Here is a 20,874-nt window from a genome sequence, read left to right as displayed (position 1 = left end):
CTCTACACCACCATCAACTGATGATTCGCCAGCAAAGTGGCGAGGTCGGTATGCACGCCCGTCAGCGTGACCACGTTAGTTGCCGCAAAAGTGCCGCCCGTGCCGTCGCGGTCGATCTGCACGATGGTGTCGCTGCCGCTCTGGGTGACTTTGACAAAATCACCGATGTTTCCAGCCTGCGCATCCAGCGTTGCCACGCCGTTGACGTAGCTGGCTTTGCCGTTGCCGGTGTAGCCGCTGCCCTGTAACAACTCGCGGATATCAATGCGATCGGTGTCGGCGGTGCCTTCCCATGTCCCTACCGTAAAGCCATTCACCACGTCTGAGCCGTTGCCGCCGGTAGCGTCACTGGCGTTGAGCAATTTATAGAGCAAGGTATCGTGACCGCCGTTTCCGATGTTAAGGGTGTCGTTGCCGCCGCGCCCTTCCAGTTGGTTATCGCCGCTGCTGCCGGTCAGAGTGTCGTTAAAATTCGAGCCGGAAATGCCTTCGATATTGGTAAATGTCGAGGTGTTAAAGCCGGTGGCCTGTGCGGCGGTGCTGCTTAAGTTCGCGGTCACGCCCACCGTCGAGAGGCGGAAATCAACCACGTCCATGCCGCCGTTTGCCAGCCACGTTCCGGTGCCGGAGCTGTACACCCAGCCGCCGGAGCCGTCGTAAGTGTCAGTACCTGCGGTGGCAAAGAAGGTGTCGTTATAGCCCGTGCCGACGAACTTGCCATTGTTGCTCGCGGTGCCTGCTTCGGCGCTGAGGTCGTAAGCGTGAGTGGCATCGGTGGCCTGTAAGCCGCCCCAGCTGGTGTTGACCGTCTGGTCGATATTGCTGGCGGTGGTGCCAGTGGATTTGATCAGCACCGCGTTGTAGGTTTCTCCGGCATTCAGCCCGTAGAAGTTGACCAGCGCCGAGGTGTCGTTAACCCCCATCCCCGACTGCGGGTTAATGATTTGCGTGGCGACCAGCACCCCCGCCGAGTTATACAGTTTTACGGTATTACCGTAATAGACGTTAATGCCGTTGGGATCGGTGATGCGCAGGTGTAGCGAAGTGCCGTAGCTCACCGTGTTGGTGTTGCGGATCAGGAACACGCTGCCCGACTGTTTGGTCACCAGTACATCCACCGCGCCGTCCCAGTCGTAGTCCATTGCCGCCACGCCGCTGGTGGTACCGCTCTGGCTGCCGCCGAGGGCCGATTGTGTCCAGTTGCTGGCACCACCAACGTTGGTGTAAAGATACGATTGTCCGGTCTGGGCGATACGGGCGATATCCATCAGGCCGTCGTGGTTCCAGTCCACCGCCACGCTAAACTGGCTGGCGTAGGTGGTTGCCGTTGCGCCCACCGCCACCGGACTGCCCAGCACGCCGTTGGTGTTGAATAACAGCGAGCCGTAGTTAGCTCTTCCCTGGCTGGCAGGCAGGAAGAGGTCCATATCGCCGTCGCCATCGAAATCGGCCCAGGTCATAGAAACGCTGCTGCTCATAGCGCCACTACCCGCCCCGCTCAGGAAGGTATTGGTGGTGTTCTGCCCCCAGACAAACGTGCCATTCCCCTGGTTGATGAGCGAAGATAGCGTGTAATAGTTGTTCAGGTTGTAGGTGTGCTGAACCAGGTCGATCCTGCCGTCATTGTTCAGATCGACGCCAGAACCTTCGTTGAGCGAAAGATACCCCGTCACCGCCCCGCCCACCGTGGCGCTACCGCCGCTGTTCGACGTAGTGGAGTTACCTACCAGCGTACCTGCGTTGTTCCACAGGAAGGTGTTGGAGTCCGGCCCGCCCGCGTCGCCAATCCAGAAGTCGAGATAGCCGTCGCCCTCTTTATCAAATGCCACAATCGAGCCGTACCACGTCAGGGTGCCGACGGTGACCTGAATAGCGCTGGAAAAGGTGCCGTCGCCGTTATTGGTAAAGCCGTTGATATAGCCTGTACCGTAGTCATCACGGGTGATAAACAGATCGCCCGTGCCGTTACGGTCGTAATCGGCGATGGAGCTGGTGGCGTAGTTGTTGCCGCTCTGATACAGCGTCAGCGCGGTCTTCGACCAGGTGAGTGGGTCAGTCGATTGCATTACCTGCTGGTTTGCCAGCACCGTCCACATTCCGTGCGTGTCGAGGCCGTAGGTCAGCCCCCAGGCGGTGGTTTTGCTGGCGGTGGTCCAGGTCGGTGTGTAATCAATCGCCGCGTTAACCGTCACCGTGCCGTTGCTAATATTGGCGTTATTGCCGTTGCCCGCCGAGCTTTTTACCTGCGCGGTGACGTTATAGGCGGTCGCAGAAGCCGCCAGCGCGTCGGTATCCGGCAACTGTACATACCAGGTGTTGTGCGCCGGATCGACCACCACCGCACCGCCCGGTTCAGAGGTGTAGGTTTTGCCGTTGATCACCACTTCAACATACTGCCCGCTGGCAAGCGCGGCGGTGATCACCCCGCTGATAATCGGCGTAGTATCGCGCGTGGTCTGGCTGGTAATTTGCGCCAGCGTGGTCGGAATAGAGGTATCGACCATCAGGACAAAATCACTGGAGGAGGTGATATTCCCCGCCAGATCCACCACTCGCGCGCTGTAGGTGTAGGCACCGCTCACCAGCCCGCTGTCGCTGTAGGTCCAGTTCAGTGCGCCTACCATCGTTACCGCGCCTAACAGCAGGCCGTTACGGTAGAGGTAAACCACTTCACCGCTGGCAAGCGGGCCGGAGAGCACGCCGTTCAGCAACGGCGTAGTGTCGTCGGTGGCCTGCGAACTGCTTAATGTCCCCTGCCGCTGCCCGACGTCATCAGTGTACGACACAATGGTCGGCGTCGCGGTGGGGTTAATCGTATCGACCACCACCGTTTTCGACACCACCGGGCCAGTATTCCCCGCCAGATCCAGCACCCGCACCTGGTAAACGTAGCTGCCGTCGGTCAGCGTGCGGCTGTCAGTGTAGGTCCACTGCGTGCCGTTGGTGGTGAGCGTGATCCAGGTCGCGCCGCCGTCGAGGCTAATCTGCGCCACTTCGCCGCTGGCAAGCCCCGCCCCCAGCGAACCGGTCAGCGTGAGCGAGGTATCGCTGGTGATAAAGTCAGTTGCCGAACTCCCCGTGTCGGTGCTGATGCTGGCGATGGTGAGTACCTGCGCCGGGTTCACGGTGTCAATCTGCGCCGACTGGCTGCCGGTTGCGCCAACGTTGCCCGCCAGATCCACCACCCGCACCTGCCAGGTGGTGGTGCCGTTGGTGAGCGTGCGTCCGTCAACGTAACTCCAGTTAAGGCCGTCTGCGGCGACGGTCACGTTCACCCAGGTTGCGCCGTTGTCGGTACTGATTTGCGCGAATTCGTTAGCGCCGAGCGCCGCCCCCAATACGCCGCGCACGGTAAGCGAGGTGTCGCTGGTAATAAAATCGCTGCTGCTGGCTCCGGTGTCATCGCTGATACCGGTAATGGTGATACTTTTCGCCGCTTCCGGGCTGGTGGTGTCGACCACCACGTTTTGCGTTGCGGTCTGCCCAACGTTCCCCGCCAGATCCACCACCCGCACCGTGTAGTTCCAGGTGCCGTCGGTCAGTGTGCGACCATCGGCATAGCTCCAGCTGGTGCCGATAACGGTTAACGTGGTCCAGGTGACACCGCCGTCGAGGCTGATTTGCGCCCGTTCGTCTGCCGCCAGCGCCGCGCCGAGCGTGCCGCGCACAGTAAGCGTAGTGTCGCGAGTAACAAAATCGCTGCTGCTTAACCCGGTGTCATCGCTAATGCCCGCAATGGCGATGGTTTTGCTCGCCAGCGGCGCGGTGGTATCCACGGTGACTATCTGGCTGGCAGTCGCGCCGATATTTCCGGCGGTGTCGATCACCCGTACCTGATAGTTGTAGTTGCCGTCAGTCAGCGTACGCCCGTCAAGATATGTCCAGGTCAAACCGCTTACCGAAAGATTCTGCCAGGTGGTGCCGCCATCAATGCTGATTTGCGCGAACTCACCGGCAGAAAGCGCCGCCCCCAGCGTGCCGCTCACCGCAAGCGTCGTGTCGCTGGTGACAAAATCGTTAGTAATCAATCCAGTATCGGTGGTGATCGCGCTGATGGCGATGGTTTTTACTGCTGGATCTGGCGCGATGGTGTCGATCACCACATTCTGGCTGTCAGTGGCACCGACGTTGCCCGCTGCGTCAATCACCCGTACCTGATAGAGATAGTTACCATCGGTCAGCGTGCGGCTGTCGTTATAGCGCCAGGTCGTGCCGGTAACGGTAAGCGTGGTCCAGGTTACGCCGCCGTCGATACTGATTTGCGCCGTCTCGTTACTGGCAAGCGCGGCGGTGAGCGAGCCGTTGACCACCACCGGGCTGACGCTGGTGATAAAGTCGCTGGAGCTAAGGCCAGTGTCGGCTTGCAGGGAATCGATATTAATGCCCATCGCCGGGGCGCTGAGGTCGACGGTAATGGTGTGATTGCTGCTGCCGGTGTTGCCAATGGCGTTGCTCACCGAGGCGTTAATCACGTAGGCATTGCCGTCCGCCAGCGCGGTGACATCGGCGCTGCCGAGGGTGTAGCTCCAGCTACCGCCGGTCTGTACCGTGGTAGTGTAGGTTTTGCCGTTTAAGGTCAGGGTCAGCGTCTGCCCGACTGGGGCGGTGGTGGTGCCGCTGATCACCAGCGACGAGCCGTGCTCCGCCGCATTCACCACATCATCGCCCGCAAAGGTGTTGATGGTGACGGAGGGGACGTCGCCGTTCAATGTCACGCCACGGCTGGCGCTACCAGGGTTTCCGGCCTGATCGCTAACCGTCGCGCTAATGGTGTAGCTGCCGTCGCTTAATCCGGCAAACTGCTGCGCCGGAATAAACACCGACCAGCTTCCGCCGCTGCCGACCGTTGCAGTCCAGCTCTGACCGTTAAAGGTGACGGTCACCGTCTGGCCCACTTCAGCGGTGGTGGTGCCGCTGATGGTTTGCCCAGCGAGCTGTTCGGCGTTGTTGATAATATCGTCACCCGCCACCGTGGCGATGGTGACCGTTGGCGCAACGGTATCGACGGTCAGGGCGTGCGTGGTTTGACCGGGGTTACCGGCGCGATCGTTCACGCTGGCGGTAATGGTCTGTGCGCCCTGCCCGAGCGCGGCCAGATCTGCCGCAGGCACGTTCAGCGCCCAGGTGCCATTGGCGGCCACCGTGGCGGTATAAGTTTTGCCGCCAAAGGTGACGGTTACCGTCTGCCCTACTTCCGCGCTGGTCGAGCCGTTAAGGGTTAACGGCTGCTGCTGTTCGGCGGCGTTGAGTCGGTCGTCCGTTGAAACCGTGTTTATGCTGATAACCGGCGCGGTGAGATCCACCGCCACACTGCGCGAGGCCGTGGCGCTGTTTCCGGCGCTATCCTGGGCGGAGGCGCTAACCGTGTAGCTGGTGCCATCCGCCAGTGCCGCGACGTCTGCCGCCGGCACGTTCACACTCCAGCTCCCGTTGTTCTGAATGGTAGCGCTGTAGCCTTTGCCGTTAAGCAACACGGTCACCACTGTACCTGCGGCAAAGTTCGTTCCGGTGCCGCTCAGGGTCAGCGCACTGCCCGCTTCGGCGGCGTTAATAATATTATCGCCGCTGATGGTGCTGACCGAGAGCGACACTGCCGCCGTGTTTACCTGTACGTTGTGCGTCTGGGTGCTGCTGTTGCCTGCGCTATCGGTGATAGTGGCGCTGATAGTCACTGTGCCATCTGCAAGGCCGGAAATCACGCTGGCAGGCACGCCGACGCTCCAGTTGCCGCTGGCATCGGTGCTGGTGACATACTGCTGCCCGGCGATGGTCACCACCAGACGGTCGCCCGCCACCGCGCCCGTGGCGGTGCCGCTGATAATCTGCGCCTGAGTGTGTTCAACTCTGTTAATCACATCGTCGCCCGCCACGGTGTTAAAGCTGATGACGGGCGCGGTGGTATCGACGGTCACACCTTTGCTGGCGCTGCCAGGGTTACCCGCCAAATCGCTGACCGTGGCGGTCAGGGTGTAGCCGTTATTGGCAAGTGCGGTTAAGTCGCTGGCGGGCAGCGTTAAGCTCCAGCTGCCGTCTGCCTGCACCGTGGTCTGGTAGTTAGTGCCATTAAGCGTGACGGTGAGCGTCTGCCCGGTTTGCGCCGTGCTGGTGCCGGACACCGTTACGCCCGCCGCCGCTTCGCTGGCATTGATGATGTTATCGCTGGCAATGGTGTTGATGGTGACCGTTGGCGCGGCGCTATCGACGCTGTATTCATGCGTTGCCGTGGCGCTGTTGCCGTTGACGTTAGTCACCCGCACCTGGGCGCTGGCATCGCCGTCACGCAGGGCCGCCATATCCGCCGCCGGAACGGTGGTGCTCCAGCTACCGTTTGCCGCCACCGTGGTGGTGTAGGTTTTACCGCCAAAAGTAATGGTAACGGTTTGCCCCGCTTCGACGCCGGACGTGCTGCCGGAGAGCGTTAGCGCCGCGCCTTTTTCGGCGGCGTTAATCACATCATCGCTGGTGATGCTGTTTATGCTGACGGCGACGGTGGTGAGATCAACGGTCAGCGGATGGGTAATGCTGGTTTGCGTTCCGGCACTGTTCGCGCCGCTAACGGTAATATTCAGCGTTCCCGCAGGCCAGTTACTGACATCCGTCGCAGGAACGCCGACGCTCCAGCTGCCGTTCGCCAGCACCGTGGCGGCGTAAGTTTGATTATTTATCACTACGTTCAGCGCCGTGCCCACCGCAAAGCCGGAGCTGCTACCGGTGATCACCTGCGCCTGACTGTGTTCGATGATATTGACCACATCATCACCCGCGACGGTATCCACCCGCAGGCCAGGCAGACTGGCATCGATGGTGATATCGCGCGTGCCGCTACCGGTGTTGCCAACGGCGTTGGTCACCGAGGCATTAACCGTTAACTCACCGTTACCCAGCGCCTGCCAGTCGGCGGCAGGTACGCTCACACTCCAACTTAAATCAGCCTGGACCGTGGCGGTGTAAGTTTTGCCGCCCAGTTCAACGGTGACGGTGCTGCCCGCCGCCGCACCGGTTACCTGGCCGCTGATGGTTTGCGCACTGCCTGCTTCAGCGGCGTTGATAATATCGTCCGTCGCCACCGGATTAATGGTGACGCCCGGCAGCGCGGTATTGACCTGCACGTTATGGCTGGCGGTGCTGCTGTTACCCTGAGCATTGGTGACGCTCGCCGTCACGCTGTAGGTGGCTTCGCCCAGCGCACTGACAGCAGAGGCAGGCACGGTAACGCTCCAGTTGCCGGAGGCGTCGGTGGTGGCGCTGTAGTTTTGTCCGTTCAGCGTAACGGTGATCGCCGTACCCGCAGGCTGATCGCTGGTGCCGGAAAGCGTCAGATCAGATCCTTTTTCCGTCGCGTTGATCACATCATCGCCCGCGATGGTGTTGATGCTAATCACTGGCGCGCTGAGGCTGACGGTCACGGTGCGGCTGGCGTCATCGCTGTTACCCGCCCGATCGCTGACGCTGGCGGTGATGGTCTGTGCGCCGCTACCCAGCGCCGTAACATCCGCCGCCGGAACGCCAACGCTCCAGTTGCCGGAGGCATCCAGGGTGGAGGTGTAGGTTTTGCCGTTGAGCACAACGCTCACCACATCGCCCGCTTCCCCGCCGCTGCTGGTGCCGGAAATCACCAGCGCCTGGGCGTGTTCAGCATCGTTGATGATGTCATCGCCTGCCACGGTGTTAATGGTGAGAACCGGCGCGGTGGTGTCTACCGCCAGATTATGGCTGGTGCTGCCGGGGTTGCCCGCTTTGTCGTTGACCGTGGCGCTGACGGTGTAATTGCTTGCGGTCAGCGCGCCTAAGGCTGAAGGGGGAACGCTGACGCTCCAGCTACCGTCTGCCTGCACATTACCGCTGTAGGTTGCGCCGTTAAGGGTTACGGTGACCGTCTGCCCGGTTTCGGCGGTGCTGGTGCCGCTGATGGTGAGCGGGCTTCCCGCCTCCGTGGCGTTAAGAATATCGTCGCTGGCAATGGTGTTAATGGTGAGCGTCGGTGCGCTGGCGTCAACGCTGTACGCATGGGTCGCCGAGGCACTGTTACCGCTCGCGCTGCTGACACTGGCCTGCACGTTCGCCGCGCCGTCTGGCAGAGTTGCCAGATCTGCCGCTGGAACGTTCACACTCCAGCTACCGTTGGCGGCGACGCTTGCAGTGTAGGTTTTACCGCCAAAAGTGACGGTAACGGTTTGCCCGCTTTCAATTCCGCTGGTGCTGCCAGAAAGGGTCAGGTCGGTGCCTTTTTCGGCGGCGTTAATTACGTCGTCGCTGGCAACGGTGTTGATGCTGATTGCCACCGCCGTTAAATCGACGGTGAACGGATGGCTGACGCTGACCGGATTTCCGGCGCTGCTCTGGCCTGCCACGTCAACGGTTAACGCCCCCGCAGGCCATGCGCTGACGTTTGTCGCCGGAATGCCGACGCTCCAGCTCCCGTCTGCCTGTACCGTGGCGGAATAAGCCGTGCCGTTAATCGTGATCGTCAATGGCACGCCTGCATTCAGGCCGCTACTGCCGCCAGTGATCACCAGCGCCTGCCCGTGTTCAATGCTGTTGACGATATCATCGCCCGCTACCGTATCCACGCGCAGCCCTGGCAGGTTAGCGTCAATGGTGATATCCCGCGTACCGCTGCCCGTATTGCCATTCGCGTTGGTGACCGAAGCGTTAATGGTCAAATCGCCATTGCCCAACGCCTGGAGATCGGCTGCCGGAACGCTGATACTCCAGCTTAAGTTGCCCTGTACCGTGGTGGTGTAAGTGTTGCCGCCCAGCGTGACGGTAACCGTATCGCCAGCGGCGGCACGAGTGACCACCCCGCTGATGGTTTGATCGGCCCCGGCTTCGGCGGCGTTGATAATATCATCGCCCGCCACGGTGTTGATGGTGACGCCCGGCAGGCCGCTATCGACCAGTAAATTCGCCTGGCTGCTGGCGATGTTGCCTGCCGCACTGGTGGCGCTGGCGCTGACGATATAGTTGGCCTGGCCTAAAGCCGCCAGATCGCTCACCGGCACGGTTAACGTCCAGTTGCCCGCCGCGTCGGTGGTAGCGCTGTAGTTATGACCGTTGAGTGTGACGGTAACCTGTGCGCCGGTCGCCAACCCCGTACTGCTACCGCTAATGGTCAACGGCTGGCCTTTTTCATCGGCGTTCAGGACGTTATCGCCGCTGATGGCGTTAAAGGTAATTGACGGAAGGCCAGTATTGACCGTCACCAGATGCGTAGCGCTGCCGCTGTTTCCGGCGGCATCGGTGACGCTGGCGTTAATGGTCACCGTGCCGTTCGCCAGCGCCGAGACGACGCTTGCCGGAACGCCGACGCTCCAGTTACCGCTGGCATCCAGTACGGTGGTAAAGGTGTTTGTGCCGATAGTCACCGTCACGGCGCTGCCGGTTGCCGCACCCGTGGCGGAGCCGCTGATAATCTGCGCCTGGGCGTGTTCCGTCGCGTTGATCACATCATCGCCTGCCACCGTGTTGATGGTGACGACCGGAACAGACGTATCCACCGTCAGGTTGTGATTAACCGAGGCCGGGTTTCCGACTTTGTCGCTCACCGCCGCGCTAACGGTGTAGTTGCTGGCGGTCAGGGCGCTTAAGTCGGCTGGCGGTACGCTGATGCTCCAGCTGCCGTCCGTCTGTACGGTGCCAGTATAGTTTGCACCATTGAGGGTGACGGTCACCGTCTGCCCCGCTTCCGCCGTGCTGCTGCCAGTGATGGTCAGCGCCGCTCCGGCTTCGGCGGCGTTAAGAATGTCGTCGCCCGCAATGGTGTTAATGGTCACCGTTGGCGCGGTAGCATCGACGCTGTAAGCGTGGGTAGTGGTGGCGCTGTTGCCGTTAACATTGCTGACGTTGGCCTGCGCGCTGGCATCGCCATCACGCAGGGCTGCCATATCTGTCGCCGGAACCGTGGTACTCCAGGAACCATTCGCCGCGACGCTTGCAGTGTAGGTTTTGCCGCCAAAGGTGACGGTGACCGTTTGCCCGGCTTCGACACCAGAAGTGCTGCCAGAGAGCGTTAACGCCGCGCCTTTTTCGGCAGCGTTAATCACGTCATCGGCAGTAATGGCGTTGATGCTGACCGCCACCGCAGTGAGATCGACAGTCACCGGATGCGTAACGCTCACCGGGTTTCCGGCGGTGGTGTTGCCGCTGGCTGTAATCGTGACCGTCCCCGCAGGCCAGGCGCTGACATCCACCGCCGGAACGCCGACGCTCCATGAGCCATCCGCCAGTACCGCCGCAACATAGGTTTGCCCGTTAATGGTCAGCGTGACGTTGCTGCCCGCTGCCAGATCGGAGCTGCTGCCGGTAATCACCAGCGCCTGCCCGTGCTCGATAATGTTGACCACATCATCGCCCGCCACGGTGTCAATCCGCAGACCGGGGAGATTCGCGTCGATGGTGATTTCGCGCGTGCCGTTGCCGGTATTGCCTACGCTGTTCGTTACCGAAGCCGAAATGGTCAGTTCACCGTTGCCCAACGCCTGTAGCGCGGAGGCCGGAACATCGACGCTCCAGCTTAAATTCGCCTGCACCGTGGCAGTGTAAGTCGCCTCGCCGAGCGTGACGGTTACCGTGTCGCCCGCTGCCGCGCCCGTCACCTGCCCGCTGATGCTCTGGCCCGCGCCCGCTTCGGCAGCGTTAATAATATCGTCGCTCGCGACAACGTTAATGGTGACGCCCGGCAGCGCGGTATTAACCTGCACGTTATGGCTGGCGGAACCGCTGTTGCCATCGGCGTCAGTGGCGGCGGCAGTCACCGTGTAAGTGGCTTCACCGAGGGTGCTCACCCGTGACGCCGGAACGGTCACGCTCCAGTTACCGGATGCATCGGCAGTGGTGGTGTAATTTTGCCCGTTGAGCGTAACGGTTATCTGCGTACCCGCAGGCTGGTTGCTGCTTCCGGAAATCGCCAGATCCGCGCCTTTCTCCGTGGCATTAATGATGTCATCAACGGCGATGGTGTTAATACTCAGTATCGGCGCGCCGAGCGCCACGCTGACAGTGTGCGAGGCCGTGCCGCTGTTGCCTGCGGAGTCGGTGACCGTGGCGGTAATGGTCACATTCCCCTGCGCCAGTGCGGAAATCACGCTGGCAGGCACGCCGATGCTCCAGTTGCCGTTGGCGTCCAGCACGGTGGTGTAAGTGGTCGTGCCAATCGTCACGGACACCGTGTTACCGGTCGTCGCGCCCGTTGCCGAGCCGCTGATAATCTGCGCCTGTCCGTGTTCTGTGGCGTTAATGATGTCATCGCCCGCTACCGTGTTAATGGTAACGACCGGCGCAACAAGATCCACCGTCAGGTTATGCGTCGCCGAGGCCGGATTTCCGGCTTTGTCGCTGACCGCTGCGCTCACCGTATAGGGGCTGGCAGTGAGGTTAGCTAAATCGCCGGTCGGGACGCTGACGCTCCAGCTCCCGTCTGCCTGCACGTTGCCGCTGTAATTGACGCCGTTTAGCGTCACGGTCACCGTCTGCCCGGCTTCCGCCGTGCTGGTGCCGCTGATGGTCAGCGCCGATCCCGCTTCGTCGGCGTTAAGAATATCGTCCGTGGCGATGGTGTTGATGGTAACGGAAGGCGCGGTGGCATCGACGCTGTAAGCATGCGTTGCCTGGGCGCTGTTACCTGCGACGTTGCTGACGCTGGCCTGGACGTTTGCTGCGCCGTCAGGCAAGGTTGCGAGATCGGCTGCTGGGATTGTCAGCCCCCAGGTGCCGCCCGCGGCAACCGTGGTGGTGTAGCTTTTGCCGCCGAAGATAACGGTGATGGTTTGCCCCGCTTCCACATCGGAGGTGGTGCCGGAGAGCTGCAAATCGCTGCCTTTTTCGGCGGCATTAATCACATCGTCAGTGGAAAGGGTGTTAATGGTAATCGCCACGGCCGCGAGATCGACCGTGACCGGATGGCTAATGCTGGTTGTGGTTCCGGCGGTATTGGTGCCAGAAACGGCAATATTGACCGTTCCCGCAGGCCAGTTTGTGACATCTGCCGCCGGAACACCGACGCTCCAGCTGCCATCGGCGAGTACCGTTGCGCCGTAGGTGACGCTATTGATAACCACCGTCAACGCCGCGCCCGCCGCCAGTCCGCTACTGCTACCGGTGATCACCAACGCCTGAGTGTGCTCGATGCTGTTAATCACATCATCGCCTGCCACGGTATCGACGCGCAGACCTGGCAGGTTGGCATCTATCACGATATCGTGCGTCGCGGTGCTGGTATTATTTGCGGAATTGGTCACCGAGGCGCTGATGGTCAGTTCACCGTTACCCAGCGCCTGCAAAACGTTCGCCGGTACGCTGACGCTCCAGCTTAAATCTGACTGCACGGTGGCGTTATATTGATTGCCGCCAATGGTGACAATCACCGTATTCCCGGCAACCGCCGTTCCCGTGACCTGACCGCTGATGGTCTGCGCCACAACGATTTCAGCGGCGTTGATAATGTCATCGCCCGCCACGGTATTAATGATCACCCCAGGCAGGAGCGATTCGACATTCACCGTATGGGTGGTACTGCCGCTGTTGCCCGCGCTGTCGGTGGCGCTGGCGCTAATCGAATAGACCGCCTCGCCCAGGGCACCGACCGCCGAAGCAGGCACGGTAACGCTCCAGTTGCCGGAACTATCGGTGGTGGCGCTGTACGCCAGGCCGTTCAACATCACGGTGACCGTGGTGCCGGTCGCCAGACCGCTGGAGCCGCCGCTGATGGTCAGATCCTGAGTTTTCTCCGCATTATTGATGATGTCGTCGCCGGAGACGGTACTGATGGTCAGCGTCGGGCCGCTAAGATCAACGGTGACATTATGGGTAGCGCTGTCGCTGTTGCCCGCGCGATCGCTCAGGCTGGCAGTAATGGTCTGGCTTCCGGTTGCCAGCGCCGTCACATCTGCCGCCGGGATACCGACGCTCCAGTTACCAGAGGCATCCAGCGTGGTGGTGTAGTTTTTGCCGTTGAGCGAGACGGTCACCACATCGCCTGCCGCCGCGCCCGTGCTGGTGCCGCTCACCACCAGCGCCTGCCCGTGTTCGATAGCGTTGATGATGTCATCGCCCGCGACGGTGTTAATGGTGAGATCCGGAGCGGTAACGTCCACCGCCAGCGCATGATCGGCGCTTGCCGGGTTGCTCGCTTTGTCGCTCACCGTCGCAGTCACGGTATAACTGCTGGCGGTTAATCCGCTTAAATCCGTTGCCGGAACGTTCACGCTCCAGGTGCCATCCGCGAGAATGGTGGTCTGGTACGTGTTGTTATTGAGCGTGACGGTCAGCGTCTGCCCGGCCTGCGCCGTGGTGGTGCCGCTGATGGTGATCCCCGCGCCCGCTTCGCTCACGTTAAGAGTATCGTCGCTGGCGATGGTGTTGATAGTAATAAGCGGCGCGGTGGCATCGACGCTATACGCGCGATCGGCCTGGGCGCTGTTGCCGTTAATATTGCTGACGCTCGCCTGCACGTTGCCCGCGCCGTCCGGTAGCGCAGCGAGATCGGCAGGCGGCACATTCACCGTCCAGCTGCCGTTGGCTTCCACAGTGGTGGTGTAATTTTTACCGCCAAAGGTGACGGTCACCGTCTGCCCAGCTTCCACACCGCTGGTGCTGCCGCTTACGACCAGCGTTTCGCCTTTCTCCACGGCGTTGATCACATCATCGCCGGAAAGGGTGTTAATGGTGATGGCGACCGCCGCCAGATCGACGGTAACCGGATGGGTAATGGTAGAGGTTGTTCCGGCGCTGTTGGTGCCGCTTACCGTAATATCCACCGTACCCGCAGGCCAGTTGCTGACGTCTGCCGCCGGAATACCGAGGCTCCACGTGCCGTCGGCTAATACCGTCGCGCCATAAGTAACGTTGTTAATCTCGACCGTTAACGCCGTTCCCGCCGTTAACCCGGTGCTGCTACCTGTTATCACCAGCGCCTGATTGTGCTCAATGCTGTTAATAACATCATCGCCCGCCACGGTATCGACCCGCAAGCCAGGCAGATTGGCATCGATCGTGATATCGCGCGAGCCGCTGCCGGTGTTGCCCACGCCATTAGTGACCGAGGCGTTTACTGTGAGATTACCATTGCCGATGGCCTGAATATCCGCCGCCGGCACGCTAACGCTCCAGCTTAAATTAGCCTGCACCGTGGCGGTGTAGGTGTTGCCACCCAGCGTAACGGTAACTGTGTCGCCCGCCGCGGCACCCGTCACCTGCCCACTGATGGTTTGCGCATTGCCCGCTTCGGCAGCGTTAATAATGTCATCGGCCGCCACCGCGTTAATGGTGACGGCAGGTAACGCGCTGTTGACCAGCACGTTATGGCTGGCGGAATTGCTGTTGCCTGCGCTGTCGGTGACGTTCGCGGTTACCGTGTAGTTGGCCTCACCCAATGCACTGACCGCTGACGCTGGCACCGTGGCGCTCCAGTTGCCGGAAGCATCTGTTATGGCGGTGTAATTTTGCCCGTTCAGCGTCACCGTTATTGTGGTGCCTGCGGGCTGATTACTGGTGCCGGTAATTTGCAGATCCGCGCCTTTTTCCGTAGCGTTAATCACGTCATCGTCGGCAATAGTATTAATGCCAATGGTTGGCGCGGTCAGATTCACGGTGACCGTGCGGCTGGCATCATCGCTGTTGCCTGCCGCGTCGGTAATGGTAGCTGTGATGGTTTGCGGGCCGCTGCCAAGGGCAGTAACGTCTGACAGCGGAACGCCGACGCTCCAGTTGCCGGAAGCGTCCAGCGTGGTGGTGTAGGTTTTACTGTTTAACGTGACGGTGATGACATCGCCCGCTTCCCCGCCAGTGCTGGAGCCGGAGATCACCAGCGCCTGTCCGTGTTCGGCAGCGTTAATAATGTCATCGCCGGAGACGGTGTTGATGGTTAATACGGGAACGGTGAGATCCACCGCCAGCCCATGAGTGGCGGTTGCCGGGTTACCCGCTTTATCGCTTACCGAGGCGCTGACCGTGTACTGGCTGGCGGTCAGATTGCTGAGATCCGCCGTCGGCACGCTGACGCTCCAGCTGCCATCCGCCTGGACGGTGCCGGTGTAAGTCACGCCATTAAGCGTGACGGTTACCGTCTGCCCCGCTTCGGCGGTGCTACTGCCGCTGATGGTTAGCGGATTGCCCGCCTCGGCGGCGTTCAGAATATCGTCGGTGGCGATGGTGTTAATGGCAAACGTCGGTGCCGTGGCATCGACGCTGTAGGCGTGGGTCGCCGAAGCCGTGTTGCCGTTAATATTGCTGACGCTGGCCTGTACCGTGGCGTCGCCGTCGCGTAATGCGGCGAGATCGGCAGCAGGTACACTGGTTGTCCAGCTGCCATCGCCCGCTACGGTGGCGGTGTAGGTTTTGCCGCCAAAGGTAACGGTGACCGTTTGCCCCAGCTCCACGCCGGAGGTGCTGCCGGAAAGGGTTAAATCTGCCCCTTTTTCGGCGGCGTTAATCACATCGTCGCCGGAAACGGTGTTAATGGAGATCGCCACCGCCGCCAGATCGACGGTGACCGGATGGGTGATAGTGACCGGGTTTCCTGCGCTAGTGGCACCTGAAACCGTGATATTCACCGTACCCGCAGGCCAGTTGCCCACATCTGCCGCCGGAACGCCAAGGCTCCATGTGCCATCGGCTAATACTGTCGCAGCGTAAGTGACCGTGTTAATCACCACCGTCAGCGCCGCGCCCGCCGCCAGCCCGCTGCTGCTACCAGTTATCACCAGTGCCTGACTGTGCTCGATGCTGTTGACCACATCATCGCCCGCCACGGTATCGACGCGCAGGCCAGGCAAATTAGCGTCGATAGTAATATCTCGCGAACCGCTGCCGGTATTACCAACGCCGTTGGTCACCGAGGCATTAACTGTCAGGTCGCCATTGCCGATGGCCTGAATATCCGCCGCCGGAACGTCCACGCTCCAGCTTAAATTCCCCTGCACGGTAGCGGTGTAAGTTTTCCCGCCAAGCGTTACGGTAACCGTATCGCCCGCCGCCGCGCCCGTCACCTGCCCGCTGATGGTCTGCGCCACGCCCGATTCGGCAGCGTTAATAATGTCGTCGCTCGCCACCGGATTAAGGGTGACGCCAGGCAGCGCGGTATTGACCTGCACGTTATGACTGGCGGAATTGCTGTTGCCCGCGCTGTCGGTGACGTTCGCCGTCACCGTGTAGCTGGCTTCGCCCAGCGCACCGACTGCGGAAGCTGGCACCGTGGTGCTCCAGTTGCCTGCGGCGTCCGTCGTCGCAGTGTAATTTTGCCCGTTCAGCGTCAGCGTAATTGTGGTGCCTGCTGGCTGATTACTGGTGCCGGAAATTTGCAGATCCGCGCCTTTTTCGGTGGCGTTAATCACGTCATCGGTAGCAATGGTGTTAATGCCAATGGTCGGCGCAGCAAGGTTAACGGTAACCGTGTGCGTCTCGTTATCGCTATTACCCGCCGCATCAGTCACCGTGGCGGTAACAGTTTGCGGGCCGCTGCCCAGTGCCGTGACATCCGCCGCCGGAACGCCGACGCTCCAGTTGCCGGAAGCATCCAGCGTCGTGGTGTAGGTTTTACTGTTTAGCGTGACGGTGACGACATCCCCCGCTTCTCCGCCAGTGCTGGAACCGGAAATCACCAGCGCCTGCCCGTGTTCGGCGGCGTTAATAATATCGTCGCCCGCAATGGTGTTGATGGTAAGTACCGGAACGGTGAGATCCACCGCCAGATTATGCGTGGTGCTCGCCGGGTTGCCCGCTTTGTCATTGACCGTGGCGGTCAGGGTGTGGCTGCCATCGGTCAATGCCTCAAGATCTGCCGCCGGAATATTGATGCTCCAGCTGCCGTCCGCCTGCACCGTTGCCTGATAGGTCTGCACGGTCGGGCTATTGAGCGTAACCGTAACAATCTGCCCCGCTTCAGCGGTGGTGCTGCCGCTCACCGTCACACCCGCATCGGCTTCGCTGGCGTTGACGATATTGTCGCTGGCGACGGTATTGATAATGATGGTCGGGGCACTGCTATCGATGCTGTAGTTATGCACCGCCGAGGCGCTATTGCCGTTGATATTGCTGACGCTGGCCTGTGCGGAGGCGCTGCCCTCGGGTAATGACGCCAGATCGGCGGCGGGTACGGTGGCAGTCCAGCTACCATCGCTCGCTACGCTGGCAGTGTAATTTTTCCCGCCAAAGGTGACGGTGACGGTTTGACCGGGTTCTACGTTAGTGGTGGTGCCGGAAAGCGTTAAATCAGCGCCTTTTTCTGCGGCGTTAATCACGTCGTCCGTGGCGATGGTGTTGATGGTAATCGCCGCCGGCGTGAGATCGACCATAACCGGATGCGTAATGCTCACCGGATTTTCGGCGCTACTTTCCCCGGATACGGCAATATTAACCGTCCCCGCAGGCCAGGCGCTAACCTGCGCCGCCGTGACGCCCACGCTCCAGCTACCATCGGCCTGCACCGCAGTGATGTATTCCACATTGTTAATCGTAACGGTAAGCGGCGTGCCTTCAGCCAGCCCCGAGCTGCTGCCGGTAATCACCAGCGCCTGCCCATGCTCAATAATATTGACCACATCATCGCCCGCCACCGTATCGACCCGCAGACCGGGTAGATTGGCGTCGATGGTGATATCCCGCGTGCCGCTGCCGGTGTTGCCGTTTTGATTGGTGACCGAGGCGCTCACCGTTAAATCGCCATTGCCCAGCGCCTGAATATCTGCCGCAGGAACGCTCACGCTCCAGGTGAGATTGCTGCCCACCGTCGCCGTATAAGTATTACCGCCCAACGTAATAGTTATCGTGTCGCCATCTTCCGCGCCAGTAACCTGCCCGCTAATGGTTTGCGCAACGCCCGCTTCGGCGGCGTTAATAATATCGTCGGTTGCCACCAGGTTAATGGTCACGCCGGGCAGCGCGCTGTCGACCAGCACGTTATGGCTGGCGGTGTTGCTGTTGCCGATACTATTGGTCACCGCCGCTGTTACCGTGTAGTTGGCCTGACCCAGTGCGGTTACCGCCAATGCCGGAACCGTCACGCTCCAGTTGCCGGAGGCGTCGGTCGTGGTGGTGTAATTTTGCCCGTTCAGCGTTACGGTGATGGCGGTATTAACAGGCTGATCGCTGGTGCCGGTAATTTGAACATCGGCCCCTTTTTCGCTGGCGTTAATCACATCATCGCCCGCAATAGTGTTAATACCAATCATCGGAGCGGCGGTATCGACCGTGACGGTTAGCGACTGGCTGCCCGTGTTTCCGGCTTTGTCGGTTACCGAGACGCTGACAGGATAACTGCCATCCACCAGTCCGCTGACAACGGAAGCCGGAACACCCAGACTCCAGTTGCCGGAACCATCCACCACCGTGGTGTAATCGGAATTATTTAACGTAACGGTGACAATATCGCCCGCCTGCGCGCCAGTAACCGTGCCACTGATGATTTGCGCCTGGGTGTGTTCCGGCGTGTTGATGACGTTATCGGTCGCCACCGGATTAATGGTCACCACCGGAGGCGTGGCATCCACCAGCGCCACGCGTGAAACGCTGGTCGGGTTACCGGCGACATCGTTCACGCTGGCGGTGACCGTGGCGTTGCCGTCAGCCAGTGCGTCAACATTGGCGGCGGGAACGGTCACGCTCCAGGTGCCGTCGGACTGCACGACGCCCTGATAGGTCTGCCCGTTCAGCGTGACGGTCACCGTCTGCCCTGGCTGAGCGTCGGTGGTGCCGGTGATGGGCAGATCCTGCCCACTTTCGGCGGCGTTGATGATGTTATCGGCAGTCAGCGAGTCGATGCTCAACGCCGGGGCCTGGCTGTCGACGGTAATGGTGCGGGAGGTGTTGCCGGTATTGCCGCTGAGATCCGTCACAGAAGCGGTAATCGCCACCGCGCCGTCAGGCAGATTTCCCATCGCGGCGGCAGGTACCGTCAGACTCCAGGAGCCATCGGCCTGCACGGTAGTGGTAAAACTCTGTCCAGCCAGGGTTACTGTGACGGTTTGTCCTGTCTCGGCCTGTTGAGTGCTACCGGTAAGGGTCAGTGGCGCACCTTTTTCTGCGCCACTGATAATGTCATCGCCAGAGACGGTGTTAATGGTGATCAACGGAGAAACACCGACCAGCGTGATTGCTCGAGACGCCGCGCCAGTATTTCCTGCAGCATCTGTTACGGTGACGAAAATCGTATTGGCTCCGCGATCCAGCGTGCGGGTTACCGCCGGGTCCAGCGCCACATTCCAGCTGCCATCCGCCAGCACGATGCCCGTCAGGACATGAGTGCCCAATTTCACCGTTACCGTATCGCCTGGAGAAGCACCGCTGACTTGTCCGGAGATGATCTGCGCGACGGCCTGCTCGGCATTATTAAGAATATCGTCGCCCGCCACGGTGTTAACGCTGACCACGGGTGCTGAGGTGTCTACCGTGAAATTCGCGCTGTTGCTGGTGGTGTTTCCTGCCCGATCGCTGACACTGGCATTGACAGCGTAGTTCCCCTCCGCCAGTGCCTGGACCTCCGTGGCAGGCAGCGTCACTTGCCAGGTTCCGTCGCTACCGACGGTTGCTGTATGGCTTTTCCCGTTGACGGTCAGGGTTACGGTTTGCCCCGCTTCTGCATTCGACGTGCCGCTCAGTACCAGCGCGGCGTTATGTTCCGCAGCACTGACGATGTTGTCCTGAGCGATAGTGTTGATGGCAAGCGTTGGCGGTTGGGTATCGACCGTTAAAAGCTGCGCGCCGGTGACCGTATTGCCTGTGGCGTCTTTCCCGCTGACCAGCACTGCCTGATTCCCTTCGCCTAACGCCTGTGCATCGGCGGTCGGCACCTGCACGCTCCAGGCACCGTTAGCGCCTACGCTGGTGGTGTAGGTTTTGCCGTTTAGCGTAACGGTGAGTTCTGTTCCCTGCGCCAGATGGCTACTGGTACCAGAAAGCGTAAACCCGGCGGCCTGTTCGCTGGCGTTAATAATGTTATCGCCTGCGGTGGTGGCAACCTGCACGCTGGCCTGACTATTGTCGATGGTTAACGTTATCGAACCGGCGTCAGTGATGGTACTGCCGACAATTTGCACCACTGACCAGGTATGTTCACCTGCACTTTGCGTGGGTAACGAGACACTCCAGTGACCGTTGTTGTCTACCTGAGTACTGGCAATAGTATTGCCGTTACTGTCTTTAATCTGAATAGTCGCCCCCGCCTGCCCGCTGCCGCTAAAGGTTGGCGTGGTATCATCGGTGATGTCATTGGTGGCGAGAATGCCGCGCTGATCGCCCTGATTATCGGTAACTAAAAATGATGGAGTGGCGTTGCCAGGCTCAGCGGGTGGCGTAGGGTTATTAATCACTTCCGTTTTCGAGTCGCCATCGCCACCGCTTGCCAGCAGTGCACCAAGCGCGCCACCGCCTACCGCCGCCCCCGCCAGCCATCCCCACGGGAAGGTGCTGGTCTGAGCAACGGTATCAAGAAATGGCGCAATGCTTTCAATCGCGGTGGTCTGGGCAGTCAGTTCTACGGGGGCTAATCCACCCGCAGCAGTATCGGCAAAGGTGACGTGGGTGAGCTGTTGTCCATCGGCAAACACCAGTTCCGATTGTTCAGCGGTATTCGCCGCTTGCAGGAAATAACCGTTGCAGCGGATCACCGTGCCGTCCTGCATATAGATCAGCAGGTCATTTCCTTCACGGACGTAACGCGCAACGGCAGAGGCCTGAGCATGAACCTGCACCACGGAAGGCTCATAAATAACAACCGTGACGTCGCCAGGATTAATCAGCGTTTGTTTGACGGATGTTTTACGCGAAATAACATCAATAATCAGGCTCATAATGGCATTCCTGATAAATGGCGCACATCCTTAGCGAGTCCATTTATCTAAATAAGACAAAGGTAATCACTTAACAACGAGGCATACCTGATAT

Annotated in this window: 1 protein-coding gene; it reads right to left on the bottom strand. The window is 60.4% G+C overall.

All coding sequences use genetic code 11. From position 1 onward, the window contains the following. Positions 1-2: 2 nt before the first annotated feature. The gene (siiEA, locus tag G434_RS03560; RefSeq protein ID WP_000052484.1) at positions 3-20,780 is read right to left on the bottom strand and encodes a BapA-related adhesin SiiEA; all 20,778 of its coding nucleotides are present in this window, start codon (positions 20,778-20,780) and stop codon (positions 3-5) included. Positions 20,781-20,874 lie beyond the last annotated feature (94 nt).

This window comes from Escherichia sp. KTE172 (assembly GCF_000408845.1).
In the GTDB taxonomy this organism is placed as follows: domain Bacteria; phylum Pseudomonadota; class Gammaproteobacteria; order Enterobacterales; family Enterobacteriaceae; genus Escherichia; species Escherichia coli.
This window is presented reverse-complemented; position numbering and strand designations above follow the sequence as displayed.